This window comes from Neolewinella aurantiaca (assembly GCF_008014675.1).
Lineage (GTDB): Bacteria > Bacteroidota > Bacteroidia > Chitinophagales > Saprospiraceae > Neolewinella > Neolewinella aurantiaca.
Genome location: NZ_VOXD01000026.1, coordinates 15,409 through 31,287, shown reverse-complemented (window position 1 = coordinate 31,287; position 15,879 = coordinate 15,409). Strand labels below are relative to the sequence as shown.

General features: G+C 53.1%; 16 protein-coding genes. 10 read left to right on the top strand and 6 right to left on the bottom strand.

What is annotated here, in order from left to right; all coding sequences use genetic code 11:
- Nucleotides 1–102: 102 nt before the first annotated feature.
- A complete protein-coding gene (locus FUA23_RS15930) occupies nucleotides 103–366 on the bottom strand; it encodes a co-chaperone GroES (protein ID WP_147931753.1) in 264 nt (87 codons plus the stop codon).
- Nucleotides 367–789: 423 nt separating this feature from the next.
- Here FUA23_RS15930 and lhgO point away from each other — a divergent pair, with 423 nt between their 5' ends.
- From lhgO to FUA23_RS15915, 3 genes are all read left to right on the top strand, one after another.
- Nucleotides 790–1,980: an L-2-hydroxyglutarate oxidase gene (gene lhgO / locus FUA23_RS15925; protein ID WP_147931752.1), complete on the top strand. Its 1,191-nt coding sequence runs from the start codon at nucleotides 790–792 to the stop codon at nucleotides 1,978–1,980.
- Nucleotides 1,981–2,379: 399 nt separating this feature from the next.
- Nucleotides 2,380–2,952 carry a 30S ribosomal protein S16 gene (gene rpsP, locus FUA23_RS23155; RefSeq protein ID WP_147931751.1) on the top strand — a complete coding sequence of 191 codons (573 nt, stop codon included), beginning with the start codon at nucleotides 2,380–2,382 and terminating at the stop codon, nucleotides 2,950–2,952.
- A gap of 74 nt (nucleotides 2,953–3,026) precedes the next feature.
- Nucleotides 3,027–3,569 carry a DNA-3-methyladenine glycosylase I gene (locus tag FUA23_RS15915; protein ID WP_147931750.1) on the top strand — a complete coding sequence of 181 codons (543 nt, stop codon included), beginning with the start codon at nucleotides 3,027–3,029 and terminating at the stop codon, nucleotides 3,567–3,569.
- Between the two features lie 110 nt (nucleotides 3,570–3,679).
- Here FUA23_RS15915 and ccsA read toward each other — a convergent pair whose 3' ends face one another.
- From ccsA to trpS, 4 genes are all read right to left on the bottom strand, one after another.
- Nucleotides 3,680–6,535, bottom strand: a complete 2,856-nt coding sequence (gene ccsA, locus FUA23_RS15910; protein ID WP_147931749.1) for a cytochrome c biogenesis protein CcsA — start codon at nucleotides 6,533–6,535, stop codon at nucleotides 3,680–3,682.
- Nucleotides 6,536–6,633: 98 nt separating this feature from the next.
- Nucleotides 6,634–7,035, bottom strand: coding sequence for a cytochrome c maturation protein CcmE domain-containing protein (locus FUA23_RS15905; protein ID WP_147931748.1), 402 nt, complete (start codon nucleotides 7,033–7,035; stop codon nucleotides 6,634–6,636).
- Nucleotides 7,036–7,172: 137 nt separating this feature from the next.
- Nucleotides 7,173–7,850, bottom strand: a complete 678-nt coding sequence (locus FUA23_RS15900; RefSeq protein ID WP_147931747.1) for a hypothetical protein — start codon at nucleotides 7,848–7,850, stop codon at nucleotides 7,173–7,175.
- Nucleotides 7,851–7,960: 110 nt separating this feature from the next.
- The gene (trpS, locus tag FUA23_RS15895) at nucleotides 7,961–8,938 is read right to left on the bottom strand and encodes a tryptophan--tRNA ligase (RefSeq protein ID WP_147931746.1); all 978 of its coding nucleotides are present in this window, start codon (nucleotides 8,936–8,938) and stop codon (nucleotides 7,961–7,963) included.
- A gap of 330 nt (nucleotides 8,939–9,268) precedes the next feature.
- Here trpS and FUA23_RS15890 point away from each other — a divergent pair, with 330 nt between their 5' ends.
- The 7 genes from FUA23_RS15890 to FUA23_RS15865 all read left to right on the top strand — a co-directional run bounded on the left by FUA23_RS15890 (nucleotide 9,269) and on the right by FUA23_RS15865 (nucleotide 15,056).
- Complete coding sequence (locus FUA23_RS15890; RefSeq protein ID WP_147931745.1) at nucleotides 9,269–9,886, top strand: CatB-related O-acetyltransferase; 618 nt, start codon at nucleotides 9,269–9,271, stop codon at nucleotides 9,884–9,886.
- Nucleotides 9,883–10,047, top strand: a complete 165-nt coding sequence (locus FUA23_RS22395; RefSeq protein ID WP_187271090.1) for a hypothetical protein — start codon at nucleotides 9,883–9,885, stop codon at nucleotides 10,045–10,047. The genes FUA23_RS15890 and FUA23_RS22395 overlap by 4 nt, the downstream gene beginning before the upstream one ends.
- Nucleotides 10,048–10,177: 130 nt before the next feature.
- Nucleotides 10,178–10,852 carry a class I SAM-dependent DNA methyltransferase gene (locus FUA23_RS15885; protein ID WP_147931744.1) on the top strand — a complete coding sequence of 225 codons (675 nt, stop codon included), beginning with the start codon at nucleotides 10,178–10,180 and terminating at the stop codon, nucleotides 10,850–10,852.
- Nucleotides 10,849–11,553, top strand: a complete 705-nt coding sequence (locus tag FUA23_RS15880) for a VanW family protein (RefSeq protein WP_147931743.1) — start codon at nucleotides 10,849–10,851, stop codon at nucleotides 11,551–11,553. The genes FUA23_RS15885 and FUA23_RS15880 overlap by 4 nt, the downstream gene beginning before the upstream one ends.
- A 163-nt stretch (nucleotides 11,554–11,716) precedes the next feature.
- Nucleotides 11,717–12,772: an RluA family pseudouridine synthase gene (locus tag FUA23_RS15875; RefSeq protein WP_147931742.1), complete on the top strand. Its 1,056-nt coding sequence runs from the start codon at nucleotides 11,717–11,719 to the stop codon at nucleotides 12,770–12,772.
- A complete protein-coding gene (locus FUA23_RS15870) occupies nucleotides 12,769–13,284 on the top strand; it encodes a DUF1415 family protein (protein ID WP_147931741.1) in 516 nt (171 codons plus the stop codon). Before FUA23_RS15875 ends, FUA23_RS15870 begins: the two co-directional genes overlap by 4 nt.
- Before the next feature lie 695 nt (nucleotides 13,285–13,979).
- A complete protein-coding gene (locus FUA23_RS15865; RefSeq protein ID WP_246144287.1) occupies nucleotides 13,980–15,056 on the top strand; it encodes an acyl-CoA reductase in 1,077 nt (358 codons plus the stop codon).
- A 34-nt stretch (nucleotides 15,057–15,090) separates the two neighbouring features.
- Here the strand turns inward: FUA23_RS15865 and FUA23_RS15860 are convergent, their stop codons facing one another.
- Nucleotides 15,091–15,477, bottom strand: a complete 387-nt coding sequence (locus tag FUA23_RS15860) for a hypothetical protein (protein WP_147931740.1) — start codon at nucleotides 15,475–15,477, stop codon at nucleotides 15,091–15,093.
- Between the last annotated feature and the right edge of the window lie 402 nt (nucleotides 15,478–15,879).

Here is a 15,879-nt window from a genome sequence, read left to right as displayed (position 1 = left end):
GGTTGAGTTGATAGTGCGTTGCTGAGTTGGCGATCGGCTGAATTAGTGCCTTACGTATTGTGCGCAACGGCAATGGTTCAGCAGCCTGCCCAATCTCGGTCACTAGATGACGACGAGGATGTCGTCTTCACGCATGATGAGGTAGTCTTTTCCATCGATGGTGACTTCCTGGCCGGCGTACTTTCCGTACAGTACGGTGTCACCTACGGATACGGTCATTGGGTTGTCTTTCTTACCGGGGCCTACGGCAATTACTTCACCGCGTTGAGGCTTCTCTTTTGCGGTATCAGGGATGATGATGCCGCCGCTTGTTTTCTCTTCGGCGGGGGCTGATTTAATTACGACACGATCGCTGGTCGGCTTCATATGATGAATATTTAAGTTTGGTTAATTAGACTTGGATTGGCTTCCAGTATCCGAAAACCATGAGAAAGTGGACTAATGCCTCCTTCCGGAGTTGGTAGGTGCGAAGGTCGTGCCATTTGTGCCGGGCTGACAATATGTCGGCGTGGCATTCAGGTGGTGCAATTTTGGCGCGACCGCAGGTGCAAGGGGAGGTTTTAGGGACGTTGTACCTTTGATGCTCTGGTCGAGGTTTTCTTTGTGTTAACCTCGCCAGTCGAATTCTTTTTTGCTTATGAAGATTTGGATAAATTGTCAGTGCCTGTTTAGATACTGCCGCACGAGTCATTTACTCAACCTGAGAAGCAAAAAAGTTCGCCTGTCGAGTTTAGAGACCGAGTTGAAACCTTTCCCTGCACCCGCGCGCCGCCGCCCCAAAAAACTGTCATGACCTACGATGCCCTCATTACCGGAGCCGGAGCCGTCGGCCTTGCCACCGCTCTTAAGCTTCAGGAACGCCGCCCCGACTGGAAGATCATCGTTGTCGATAAAGCTGACCGCGCCGCTGCGCATCAGACCGGGCACAACTCTGGTGTAATTCATTCTGGTGTTTACTATCCGCCCGGCGGCACGCGCGCCCGGCTTTGCGTACAGGGCTACCGCGAGCTGCTGGATTTTTGCGACGAAGAGAACATCCCTTATAAACTCACCGGCAAGTTCATCGTCGCCACCAACGAAGCCGAGCTACCCGGCCTCAGGAAAATTCACGAACGCGGCACCGCCAACGGTCTCACCAATTTGCAGTGGATGAGCGGCGCCGAAATGCGCGAACGCAGTCCCCACACCGGGGGCATCGCCGCCCTTTGGGTGCCGCAGGCCGGCATTATCGGTTACTCCGCCGTTAGCGAAGCTTACCGCGCCCGTATCGAAAGCCGGGGCGGGGTAGTACAGCTCCGTACCGAAGTCCTCGGCTGCCAACAAGAGGGCAAAACCTATATATTAAGGACTTCCGCCGGGGAACTCCGCGCCACCCACCTTGTCAACTGCGGCGGCCTGCAATCCGACCTGCTGACGAAGATGACCGGTCACCAACCAGCAGTGCAAATCCTTCCCTTTCGCGGAGAGTACTATGAATTGGGTTCTGCTGCGGCCAGTAAAGTAAACCACCTGATTTACCCCGTTCCGGACCCCGCTTTCCCCTTCCTTGGCGTCCACCTGACGCCGATGATTGACGGTAGGGTAGAGGCCGGCCCCAACGCCGTACTCGCCTTCGCCCGCGAAGGCTATAATAATAAGACCGTAAACCTTCGCGAGCTGGCGGAGACGGTCAAGTACTCCGGCTTTCAGGCCCTGGCGCGCAAATACTGGCGCAAGGGCGCGAAGGAGTTACACCGTAGCTTCAGCAAACAAGCTTTTCTGGATAGTCTTTTGCCACTTATGCCGGACCTTCAATTATCTGACCTTACCACCGGCGGCGCGGGTGTCCGCGCCATGGCCGTCGGCCCTAAAGGTGAAATGATCGACGACTTTCTGTTCTATAAAGGCGACCGGCTGGTGAACGTGGCGAATGCGCCGAGCCCGGCGGCTACGGCTAGCTTAGCAATTGGTGGGGCGGTGGTAAGTGAGTTGTTGGATTAGCAAGAAAAGTGTTGTAAATTGCCAGGAAAGCGAACTATGGAGATGTCAAGGGCAAAAAAGAATTTAGGTTTTATAGCTCCCTTATTATTTGCCGGAGGAGCCGCGTTCTATTTCGGGGCCACCCCATTAGATCCTACAACAGGGATAACTAACCACATCGAATTCTGGAGGGCCTGTATTGTCGTTGGAGCTTTGATGTTCATGATAATCGGGTTTCAACTAGGGAGGCACTTTGCTCCGAAATAAAGGAGATCGCTTTAGCTCAAGTTTTCATTGGACTGTAAAAACTTCTCCAGTAAATAAAAAAGCCTTATCTTTGCGTGCTCAAATCGACAAAACCGGCCGCCCCATACTTTTGGGAGTAAGTCGGTACTTAACTAACCAAGATAATTTGTCATTATGCCAGTACGTCTTCGTCTTCAGCGCCACGGTCGGCGCAAACGCCCTTTTTACCACATCGTAGCCGCCGATGCGCGCGCTCCCCGCGATGGTAAGTTCATCGAGAAACTCGGTACTTACAACCCAATGACCGTACCCGCCACTATCGAGCTGGACCGCATGGCCGCTTACAAATGGATCGTGAAAGGCGCGCAGCCTTCTGATACCGTTCGCGCCATCCTCCGTTTCAAGGGTGTAATGTACTTCAAGCACCTCATGCGTGGTGTTGAGAAGGGCGCCCTGAGCCGCGAAGAAGCTTCCAAGAAGTTTGAGGAGTGGATCGAAGCTAAAGAGGGTAAAGTAGCCGCTCGCCGTGAGGCAGAGGCGCAGAAAACCGCTAAGTTCCACCGTGATCTTTCCGGTAAAGTTCCTGAAATCAAAGCTCCGGAGCCCGAGCCAGTAGCTGAAGAAGCTGCTGCTGAAGGTGCTGAAGCTGAAGCTCCCGCTGAGCCATCCGCTACTTCTGAGCTTGATGCCGCTATGGCTGAGGCTAAAGGAGAAGGAGAAGCTCCCGCTGAAGAAAAGGAAGCTTAGTTCTCCGGCTAACAACATAACGTTGAAGCCCCGCTGACCACCTGGTCAGCGGGGCTTCTTACTTTTACGGCACTATGGAAAACAGCTACTGCGCTTTAATGCCAGCCCTGGCGGATGACCACGTTCACCGCAAATACCACGACTTTGAGTATGGCTTCCCCATCGAAGATGATAACGAACTCTTCGGCAGGCTCCTCCTGGAAATCAACCAAGCAGGACTAAGCTGGCTCACCATCCTCAACAAACAGGATAACTTCAGGGTAGCTTACGCTGGCTACGACATTAAAGCCGTTGCTAACTTCACGGAGGAAGACCGTCAGCGCCTCTTGTCTGATGCAGGCATCATCCGTAACAAGCTAAAGGTGAATGCGGCCATTCATAACGCTAACGTTATTCTTGGCCTTCAGGCGGAATTCGGTAGCTTCAAAGCCTGGCTGGACCACCAGCACCCGCTGAAGAAAGACGAGTGGGTAAAGCTGTTCAAAAAAAACTTCAAATTTACCGGAGGGGAGATCACGAATGAGTTCCTGATGAGCACGGGGTACTTGCCAGGGGCGCACGACCCTGAGTGTCCGGTGTACGCGCGGGTGATTGCGGCAAAGCCAAAGTGGTGCTGAACTTGGTCAGTACGCTCTCCGAGCGCGAGCGGTAAGAGCAGCCTCCGGCTGCGACGTACGTGGGGCGGGCGAAGGCTGCCTTCGGGTCTGGTGGCTGCGACAAACCTGAGCTACCGCATCCGCAACCGCAGCACCATCGAAATCAGCAGCCCCATCATCATTGAGATGCAGCCAATCCAGAACAGGTTGATACCCGGAAACTCAATGGCCTGAAGGGCCAGCCAATCGGAGCGGGAGCTCTTGGTCGCAACAGCAATAGGAACCCGAACAGCATCACGCGGAGGTGCTTGAGCGATAAGCAACGTCGCTTCGCTCGTCTCGGGGTTGAGGTTCACCAGATTAGAGAACAGGCCGAACTCGCGGTGCTCGTCGCGAATGCGGCTGGGGGTTTTGTCGCGAATAATGAAGACAGGCTCCATCGTTCCGGTATTACCCGCTGCGTCGGTGATGTCCAGCTGGGCGCTTACCGCAATGTCGCCTTCCTGCGGCAAATAGTGGTCTACCTCAGGCTGAGGCTTGAAGTTGCGGAAGGTAAGTTCCTTGTCGCCCAGCCTGAACGAACTTCCGGGCTTAACAACGAACTCTTTGTAGTCGAGCTGGTCCTCGGGAGTAAGGAGTTGCTCAAAGATGTCCTCGTCGATCTTCAGGCGTGTGCTGATTTCGTTGATCTGAGCGGGGTAGTGGTAAAGAAGACCCTCGCGCAGAACCAGAGCGATTTGCTCGCGGTAAACCGTGTCTGCTTTTCCGCGGGAGATGGCCACCGTAGCGCTCACGCCGATGTCTTTCGGTTCGGGCTCATAATCAGGGTGGACAGGTACTCTCGCGAAATTCTCGAGCGATACCCGATAGTCACGTACCATGAAGGTGTCTGGCTGACTGATCTTCAGGGTGTCCTTGAAGTCGATCATTTCACCGGGCGTGAGTGAAACGACGTGGTACTTCAGGCTGTCTTCTTTTTTGCGTTTTTCCTCGAGGCTTTGCTCTTCCAGCGGAAGACTCATGATTACGGTGAAGATGTCTTTGTCCCAATAGTGTTTGGTACTGGGGTTGGTGATTGCGATCTTCTCGAAAGTCTTGTCGTAAAGGAGGTTTGGCTCGAGTTGGAATTCTTCGACAACCCGCCCGGCGGCGTCTTTGCGCTTATAGTCTACGAAATAGGTGCGGTTAAAGCCATCGATGGTGTCTCCCCGCAGGGTGAGTTCGTAGTTTTCCATCACCATGGGCTCGTCCTTGATCAGGATGACGGTGGTACGCTCGAGTTCTTCGTCGTCGCTGAGGCCTTCCATCAGGAACTGATTCTGGGAGATAACACGCTTGTTTGCTCCGGAGGCAAGAATGCCGAGCAGCATCAGACCGAAGCCGATGTGGCTCAGTCCGGAACCGAAAACCTTGACGTCTTTGAAAGCAAACCGAATGAGGTAGTCCACATTCGTCCAGATGGCAAACCAGCCGCTGAAGAGCATAAGCTTGAACTGCCACGGGCCGGCATCGATCCAGAGGAGGGTTAGCCATGAACAAACCACTGCACCTGCGACCGCGCCCAGTGTGTGCAACAGGAAAGACCGTGAGTGCTTCGAGAAGTCTTTCTCGCGCCACCGCAAAAAGTGAGCAATTCCGGAAAGAATACCGACGAAGATACCGATCCAGATCTGGAAGCGGTTGTGGTGCGCTTCGGGGTCAGTGAGGGTAACGCCGTCGAAAACGGGGTTGAGGTATTCCCGGATTTCGTTGTACACCGGAAGCGACGTTGAAGCCGTGATAAGTACGGCTGACATCAACAGCACCAGGCTACCGATGAACATCCAGAACTCGCGGCTGCTGAGGCTTTCTTCTTTTTCCGGAACGGGAATGCTCCGCCAGCGCCAAACCATGAGTGCAGCACTGCCGATCCCGAAGAACCCGAGGAAGAAGAGCAACTGTGCTTCGAGGCCCATCTCGGTGAAGGCGTGTACAGAGGTGTCTCCCAAAATACCCGAACGGGTGAGGAAAGTACTGTAAACGATCATCACGAAAGTGAAGAGGTAGAACAGGTAGGTTGCCCGGATTCCCTGGCCGGTGGCCCGGCTGACAAGGTTGGTGTGCAGGCCGGCAACGAGCAGAAGCCACGGTACAAGGCTTGTGTTCTCAACCGGATCCCACGCCCAGTAACCGCCAAAGTTGAGCGCCTCGTAGGCCCAGGCTGCACCCATCAGGATGCCGATACCAAGGATGCCCGCGCTGAACAAAGACCAGCGTAAAGCTGGCTTTAGCCAGGCTTTGTGCTCGCCCGTCCACAGCCCGGCAACGGCGAAGCAGAAAGGTACCACGGTGCTCGCAAAACCCAGGAAAAGGGTAGGAGGGTGGATGGTCATCCAGTAGTTCTGAAGGCTGGGGTTGAGCCCGTTACCCTTCAGTAGCGCAACGTAGTCGGCTTGCTGGAAAATGGGGGCATTGATTGTTTCGCGCAGCAGTAGCATTGGGCTGGAACCGAGTTTGATCACCCAGTCACCAAAACCAAAATGAACCCCCAGTACCATGGAGACGATCACTACCTGAACGGCACAAAGCGTGGTCATTACCGGGCTTTCCCAGCGGCGCGCCGTAACCATGAGTACGTAGCCTAAAATGACGTGCCAGAACATCCACAGCAGAAAGGAACCTTCCTGCCCTTCCCAGAATGCACTGAAAATATACCGTTGCTGAAGGTCTGCACTTACGTGAGCGCTTACGTACTGGTACTCGTAATACTGGTTGAGCATCGCGTAAAAGATGCAACCAATTACGGTAAACACGGCTGCGCCGTGGAAGAGGAAACTCAACTGCCCCAGGCGCTGCCACTTGCCACTACGGAGCTTTTCGGCCCGGTGGTGGGTGGCCATAAAGTAGCTGACCATACCGAGAATCGCGGCAAAAAACGCGAGCAGCAGGGCAAAATGGCCAATATGGCGCGGGCCGAGGTGCTCGTTGATGTATGTAATTTCCTCCATTAGTCTAAAGTCAAAAAAGTCGAACGATCAGGTATTCAAATAGTCAGGTAACCAAACGGGCTGCGCACTGACTGACTGCAAGCCCGGGAGCAGTAGAATTACTCTACCAATCCTTTGATCATAGATTCTTCGTCTTTATACTTGCTGGGGCACTTCAGCTGGATGTCTTTGGCGATGAACTGGCTGCCTTCCATCCGACCGGTGAGGACGATGGATTCAGACATTTCGAAGTCCTGGGGTTTCCCTTTAAGCAGGATGACTTCACGTTCAGTACCATCCTGATCTTCGAGGAAGAAGCTGAATTTGTTGGGATCTTTGAGGGGCTCGAACACCATCGGCTTGTCTTTCACGAGGGTGCCGACAAGTTTCACGGATTCTCCGGTTTCGGCAGCCTTACTGAAATTGGCGTAGGGCGCAACTCCACCTTCTGCAAAAGCATTGCTGGCAATAAAGGCGGCAATTGCAACCATTACGATGGCGATGATATATGTCTTTTTCATGGCAAGAATCTTTTGGGCGCGCACGCAGGGTGCAGGGGAAAGTTTTACGAAAGCAAAGTGCGAATAAAATACAGTTTGCGTAACGTTCTGCGAAGGTACGCTACCCGCCCTCGGGCATGGTCAGAATTGGGTCAAGCTTAGGCCGGTTTTTGGGCTACTTCTCCACGCTCTGTCCGGAATCCCGCAATGTGCCCGACAATAACAAGTGGAACCACTACTGCAGGCAATAAATTGTACGGAGCCATCAGCAACGCCAGGTTAGGCTGCTCGAGACCAAACTGCTGGATGGGAAGTGGAACGGATAGAACAGCCGAAGCCACGATGTTAAGCAGAAGAAGGGATGCTGCAATGTGCCATGCCCGCAGCAACGCTGGTGACATCAGCTTTCGGTAGTAAGCCAAATACCAGACAACGGGGGCGGAAAGGCCGGCCAGAATGTCGAAGTTGCTGCCAGCGAAGGTCATCACTTCAGGGACCAGGCCGGCGGTGAAAAGCCCAAATAAGATGAGTTCTACCGGCATGCGAACGAAATGGACCCATAGTAAACGATCAGGCATAAAACCTGCCGCGAAGGCTTTTCCCCGCTGCGCAACAAACAACCAGATAACAAATACTATGGCTGGCACCACGTTGAGCAGGAAAGGCGGCGGCAGAACTTCGGTGTTTTCGTAAAAGCCAGTGGTAGCAATTCCGTACTGCAGCGCAGCATAACCCGACAAATAAAAAGCCAGCGGCCCGGGATCGCGGTGCGACCGGACAAAAAGAAAGATGGTAAGAAAAGTGGTGGCCAGGAAGGCCACGGCTAGTGGAGACATCAGGATGGGAATGTACCACTAAAAGAGGTGGAAGCATAAAGAGTTGGCCCAACAGATCATCTGTTGGGCCATGCTTTTAGGGTAAACCGACTTGTAAAACGTACCTGAGCCTACTTAAAGCCCAGAACTTCCCGGACTTCGAGGAGCTTCCGGTCGGCAAGTTCTGTAGCCTGCTGCTCGGATTTCTGCAAAAGCCTTTCGAGTTCCGTCAGGTCGTTGAGGTACTTGTCGTATTCGGCACGTGGCTTCGCATAGCGATCCATGACCAGTTCGAACAACTCCTTTTTAGCGGCTCCGTAGCCAAAACCTCCGGCAAGGTAGTTGGCGCGCAGGGCTTCGGTTTGCTCCGCAGCTCCCATCAGCTTGTAGATGTTGAATACGTTGCAGGTGTCGGGATCTTTGGGCTCTTCGACGGGGGTAGAGGAAGTTACGATGCTGTTGATGCGCTTTTTGAGCTTCTTCTCCGGCAGAAAGATATTGATGAAGTTGTTGTATGATTTGCTCATCTTCCGGCCATCGATGCCGGGAACGATCATCACGTCTTCACTTGTTTTGCTTTCTGGTATCACAAAGACCTCTTTCTTGTAATGACTGTTGATCCTGCGCGCAACGTCGCGCGCAAACTCTACGTGCTGCAGTTGGTCTTTCCCTACGGGCACAAAAGCTGCGTCGTACAGAAGAATATCGGCACACATCAATACCGGGTAGGTGAAAAGGCCGGCGTTTACGTCTTCGAGGTTGTCCGATTTATCCTTGAAGGAGTGCGCCAGCGAAAGCCGGGAAAAGGGCATGAAACAGCCCAGGTACCAGGACAGCTCGCTCACCTGAGGAATCTTGGACTGGCGGTAGAGGAGGTGCTTCTCGATGTCGAGACCCAGTGCCAGCCAGGTTGCGGCTACAGAGTAAGTGTTATCAATTCGGGTCTGAGCATCTTTGAGGGAAGTCAGGGAGTGCATGTCTGCGATGAAATAAAAGCACTTTTCGGTTGCGCGTTCAGACATTTCAATAGCAGGGCCGATGGCACCGAGGATGTTACCCAAATGGGGGGTTCCGCTACTCTGGATACCTGTTAATATTCTTTTACTCATGACTGTTTCAGTTTAGGAGCCGAAGAGGTTTTACCGTTGGTTGCGTGCATAAAATGCTTGTTGATCAGAGTAAGTTGCACCTCGCCGGCGGCGCAAACATACGCCATTGCCTTTTTTATAAGATGGATTTCTGATCATACTTGCCTTTAGTTCTCCTGAGGAGGGATATATTGCCGGTGGTTTTGCTGTGGTCCGGGCGCTCTGAATTAAACAGCGAGGAAAATCTCTTAATCTGATCCGGACGGGCCGTGAGCCCGGTCCCGGATTTCCGGCTGGATCCTGCTTAACCTGTTTTGCACCTGCGTTCCCGCCAAAATAAAATCAAGGAAAATGCCGAATCCTACCACAAAGTTTCCGCTCGCGCACTACGATCGCCTTTGCTTCCTGAAAAACATCATCACCAACCCCAACATCATCGTCGGAGACTTTACGTACTACGACGATTTTGAAGACGTGATGAACTTTGAGAAAAATGTGAAGTATCACTTCGACTTCGTAGGCGACAAGTTGATCATCGGTAAGTTCTGTATGATCGCCTCCGACGTAACCTTCATCATGAGTGGAGCAAATCACCTCACCGAAGCGGTATCCACTTACCCCTTTGCCATCTTCGGCGATGGCTGGGAAAAGGCCATGGAAGACCGGAATTACCCCAAAAAAGGGGACACGGTTATCGGCAACGACGTGTGGATTGGCTACAACGCCACCATCATGAGCGGTGTTACTATCGGGGACGGCGCCATCATTGCCGCCAATGCAACCGTAGTGAAAGACGTAGCTCCTTACACCATCGTAGGCGGAAACCCCGCCCGGGAGATCAAGCAGCGCTTCGATGATGAAACCATCGAAAAACTCCTCGAACTGAAATGGTGGGACCAGCCACTTGATTGGATAACGGACAACGTGAAACTCCTCACGGGAAATGACTTCAGTAAGCTGACCAAATGAATTCAAGAAAGGAAAAAACCAATAAACGGAACTACCTGATTTTTGCCGCACTGTTCTTTCTGTTAGGAATAGCCGCCGTCGTATTCGCCCCTGGAAACTACTGGTTGTACACTAACTTCCTGATCGGAGCAGGCTATGTTGCCGCTTATTTCTACGACTGACCGGAATGCCGCCCCGACGAATATTCTGCGTATGGCTGCGCATACGCACGAAAGACGGACACTTGCTAAACAGCCCAAAAACCGGCTCGTTGAGGGGCTAACTTTGGAGTAAACAAAAACACTCCCACTCATGAACGCTGCCGTAAAAACTTACTACGATCAACTTGCTCCTAACTACGATCACGACCGCTTCGGTAACTCCTACGGACGTTACATCCACCAGCAGGAGACTGCGGTCTTAGACCGCTATCTCGGCCCTCCCGAAGATCGGTCGGTGCTCAACCTCGCCTGCGGAACCGGGCGTTTCATGGAGTATTGTACCGTAGGGGCCGACCTCAGTCCGCAAATGATCTCCGTAGCGAGGGCCAATAACCCGGACAAGCAGTTTGCGGTGGAAAACGCCCTCAAGACCAGGTTCGCACGGGGGAGTTTCGACGCGGTGATTTGCTTTCACCTCATGATGCACCTGGAATGGTCTGATCTGGAAACCCTCCTCTGGGAAGCCGCCCGCATTGTTAAACCAGGCGGCAAGTTGATCTTCGACGTTCCCTCGGAGGAGCGCCGCTCTTTGCTGGGGCGTGAGCAAAACAACTGGCACGGCGCAAACGCCTTCACGGATCATGATGTCCGGGTGTTGCTCGGGACTACCTGGAAGCTGAAAGCCGTTCGTGGGGTGGCTGCTTTCCCCGTTCACCGGGTCCCGAAACGGCTACGCGGCGCGCTCGTGGGTATCGATAACCTGCTTTGCCGTACACCGCTGAAAACAGTGGCTTCTTACCGGGTCTACGTAATCGAAAAGAGATGACACTGCGTCAGATGACTCCCCGCCGGGTTAAAATAAGCTGGCAATTGCTCAAAAGGTTTGTACAGTACCGGTGGGGCAACGAAAATATACGCTTTGCGAAGCCTGCGGCCCCTTCTTTCGTGCCGCAGCGGGTTGTTTTAAGTCAGCCGGTCCGGCGCAGTTACCTCTACGAAAACAAACTGGCCAACCTTCGCCTTGGGGGCGAGAGGGTAGGGCGGTACGTTGTTCGGCCGGGGGAGACTTTCTCTTTCTGGCGGGCCGTTGGCCCGCCTACGGCCCGCCGTGGCTTTTTGCCCGGCCGTAACCTGATCGGAGGAGAACTAAGAGAAGATTTCGGGGGCGGACTCTGCCAGCTCTCCGGCTTATTATACCACCTGTCGCTTCTTTCCGGGCTGGAAATTCTGGAACGACACAACCATTCTGCCGATATTTACCAAGACGACGAGCGCTTCACGCCGTTGGGGGCAGACGCCACCGTCGTGTACGGCTACCGCGACCTCCTGATCAGGAACAACTTCGCTGAGCCCGTCTCTTTTTCGGTTCAGGTGCACGACAATCAGGTTGTCGGAGTGCTGCACTGTACAGGACCGGTCGCCGCCCGAAAGCTGGAGTTCCGGCGGGTCCCTCTGGCCGGAGGAGGTAAAGTAGTGTTTACACTTAATGAATGGGGTGAAACGCTCTGCCGGTCTGTTTATAAATAGTCTTGTGCAAAGGCGGTAATTAGTGTCTGTTGGCAGTTTCTATTCATGGCGGACAGGTGAAAAAACCAGGCGAAACCAATATTTCGGAGGGACTTCTCAACGTGGCCAGCACTGATAACAACAAGTAATAAATTCCCAAACCACTTATAAGTACCTTTGCGGAATGCAAAGTAAGTATCCCGTAGACCACATTGAAACCCAGGAGATTCTCGTCGACCCCGGCCAGCAGCCGACCCGTATCGATAAGTTCCTGACCGACAAGCTGCCCAAGGTCAGCCGTAACCGGATACAGAATGGTATCAAAGGCGGAACCATTAGGGTCGATGGCAAAGAAGTGAAAGTCAACCATAAACTCAGCCCCGGAGAGTTGATCACCATCGAAATTCCCCGCTACCGCCCGGAGGACGAAAGCAGAACCCCGACGCCTCAGGATATTCCGCTCGACATCCGCTACGAAGACGATCACGTAATGATCGTTCATAAGCCGCCGGGCATGGTGGTACACCCCGCCAACGGCCACCGCGATGGTACCTTGGTTAATGCACTTACTTTTTATCTCGGGCAGGAAGATTTACCGACACTGGCCGGCAACGACGATAGTCGGGTTGGCCTGGTTCACCGCATCGATAAGGATACTTCGGGCCTGCTCGTAATTGCCAAGACCAACGAGGCAATGACCCACCTGGCCAAGCAGTTTTTCGACCACAGCATCGAACGGACATACCAGGCCGTCTGCTGGGGAGAACCGGAAGAAATGGCAGCTACAATCGATGCCTACATCGGCCGTGATGCCAAGAACCGGCAGAAATACCGGGTATACGATGAGCCCGAAGAAGGCCACAAACACGCCATTACCCATTACAAGGTTCTGGAAGGATTGTACTACGTTTCGCTACTCGAGCTTAAGCTTGAAACCGGCCGGACCCACCAGATTCGGGTGCACATGAAATCGATCGGCCATCCGCTCTTCAACGACGCCCGTTACGGCGGAGACCGCATCCTGAAAGGAACCGTTTACAGCAAATTCCGGATTTTCGCGGAGCGCTGTTTTGACCTCTGTCCGCGTCAGGCACTGCACGCCAAAAGCATTGCCTTCACGCACCCCGTAACCGGAGAGCGGATGTCGTTTGACAGTGATTTGCCCGACGATATGCAGCAGATGATTGACCGCTGGCGCAACTACATCGAAAACCGCAAGCAAAGCGATCCACACCCATGAGGCCAACCGCAGAAACCCTTGATTGGGTAAAAGATTTCGTCATTCGCCACGCGCTGTGCCCCTTTGCGGCATTGCCGTTCAACGAGGGCAGGGTAGGAGCAAAGGAAATCAAATCGAATGATTTCGAGGAGGCTTTCTATGCGGCGCTGGCGCAGGTGCAGAGTTTGTTGGACAAAGAGCCGGATACCCTGGAGACCAGTCTCCTTGTTTTTCCCGGCGAGCTACTCGCCGATTTTGAAACCTTCCTCGATTTCGTCTACACCTTCGAAGACGCGCTTGCTAACAGCGGTGCTATTGAACTGGTCCAGCTGGCGCACTTCCATCCCGATTATTGCTTCGAGGGCGTAGCCCAAGACGATCCCGGTAACCTCACCAACCGCGCACCATATCCCGTTCTGCAATTGCTACGCACGGGCAGTGTTGCAGATGCCGTAGCGGCTTACCCGGATGTGGATGCAATTCCGGAGCGCAACGTCGCCCGGATGCGGGAACTGTTCGGAGAACAGCCCTAAGGAACGATGGAGGAATAAGGTGTGTATCACCGGCTGATCGTTGAAATTGGTGCCAAGGCCGAATCGGAGTGTCGCAGCTATGTGCGTTGCTTTCTGTTACGGAGCTTGGAGCATCCAGGAAAAGTTATAGTCCCCGGCCGCCTTCACCTCCGGTGAACAGCGGGGATGAGCGGCCTCTGGCCGCGTAATTGGTACATAGAAGTTTAATCGGAGTAAAACTCCTCCACCGACACTTTCGACTATTTTCATTGTGAAGCGACTTCGGCTTTGGCTCCGGCCACTAATTCGGTTGCTGATGGCCGTCAAAAAAGCAAACTGTATGAGCCAAAACGGAGCGGCTGCATTTCCGAAAGGCTATTAAACCCAACGGTCCCAAGACTTCGAAGGGCAAATTTGATGGCGAGTTTTTGCTTTTTAGGCCAGCAGTGACCGAATTAGTGATCAGCCGGAGACACAGCCTGAGGGGTTTGCTTCTTTGCCCCGTCACCACGGAGTAGACGCGAAGCGAAAGAAAGTCGCCGGCAGGCATGTTAGACAAGATGTATGACGAGATATGACGCTGTTACGCCCCTGCAAAGACTGGCAGCACGGAAGTGAAGTTATCTTATTAGCTACAAACTATAGCGGACCATTGATATACACAGCAGTAGCTCCCCTGAATAGATTAAAGCCGACCATGTTATCTTTGCGGCGCAATGACAATGACCCTACAAGAACGCCTGAGCACCCTGCACCAATTGGCTGCTCATCTCACCGGACCGGAGGACGAATTTCTGACCGCCCTGCAAAAGCGGACGTTGTTCAACAACGCCTGGTTTACGCTGGAAAACCAGCAAGCTTCCGTAAAAGCAATTGCCGAAGAATTCCTCTCCGAAGAAAAGCTTAACAATTGGTTGAACGGCTACAAGATCATCCCCATTGCCGGAGAAGGCTTTGTGCCACAACCCGGGCCAAACGGTGAGGGAAGTAAAACAGTAGGACTGGTTTTGGCCGGAAATATACCACTGGTCGGCTTTCACGACATACTCTGCGTTTACGTTGCCGGGCACAAAGCCCAGATCAAACTGAGCAGTAAAGACGAGTACGTCCTGCCTTACCTGATCAAGTTGTTGGCCCAATCCGATGAACGCGCCACCGGCTACTTCGACATTGTCGATAATCTCGGGGGCTACGATGCCGTAATCGCTACGGGGTCTAACAACTCCGCGCGCTACTTCGAGACTTACTTTGCTAAAGTCCCTCACATCATCCGTAAGAACCGCAACGCGGTTGCGGTGCTCTCCGGCGAGGAAACCGAAGAACAGATGCGGGCACTGGGCAACGACGTCTTTCAGTATTTTGGCCTGGGGTGCCGCAACGTAAGTAAACTTTACGTGCCGGAAGGATACGATTTTGATCCGCTGTTGCACGTCTTCCACGAATGGAAGAACCTGCAGAACCACACCAAATGGAAGAATAACTTCGACTACAACTACGCGCTTACTACCCTCAACAAGGAGAGCTTTCACCTGACCGGGCCATTGATGGTACTCGAAGCCGAAGCCATCCCGTCACGAATCGGAACGCTACACTTTGAATACTATCCGGATGTAGCGGCACTCGTCACGAAACTGGAAGAGCAACGCGATGAAATTCAACTCGTGGTTACTTTTCCTGATTTTCTCAATGTAGACCTGCCCGTATTCAGCTACGGACAGGCGCAGCAGCCAGCTCTTGCCGATTATGCAGACGGAGTCGATACACTGGCGTTTCTGCTCGGGCTGCTGGCCTGATGCTTAATTGGATAGGGCTCTTCGCTCAGACTGATCAAACCAGGTCCTCCTCCCGGTATAGCGGAGCGGGCACCCGCTCGCGTCCGCGTGCGTCGTGTCTTTTCTGATGATTAGGAATGGCGGGCAGTGCGTTAGCGGCGTAACGGTAGTGTTTGCCGGTTTGATCGAGAATGCACTCTCCGTTCCTGAAAATATCGGTCTTGATGTACTGAGCTGAGCTGAAATCGGTCCGGAACTCCACGCGGTAATAATCCGTGTTGACGCCGTCATCGGCAACGACCTCAAACTCATGGATCCCAACGAACCAGTTGAACTGCTTGCTCACCTGAACACCATTGAAGAAAACCGTTTCTACTCCGGTCCACATGCTGTTGTAGGTTTCGATGACGTTGTTGCCGATACTGATGCTTGCGATTTTCATAGTTCGTGTTTTTGATTCGTTGTCACTAATGTCGTTGTAACTGATCGTTGGCCGAAACCAATTCGATGAACCTGGATGGCTTTTCGATGAAAGGATCATCCCTGAACTTAAGCAAGTCTCAAACAGTATTACAATTGAGCAGCGGTGGCCAGCCTCAGGCTGTCCGTTCGGTAACGTGAAGCAGCAGTGATCAGGCAGGATTTGCAGGTCATGATCGCTCCGAAATCATCCGCGAAACGGTAAGTAGGGCAGTCCGAAGCCATTACCTTTCTCTGCACCTGCGGCCGCGCCCGGAAAAAGAAGTAAGGGGGCGCTGAAAATCATTTTCGCGTAAACAATCTTAATTCCGTGTCAAACAGCTACATTTAGCCCCGCTGGTAATACCTACCTTTGCTAACCTAA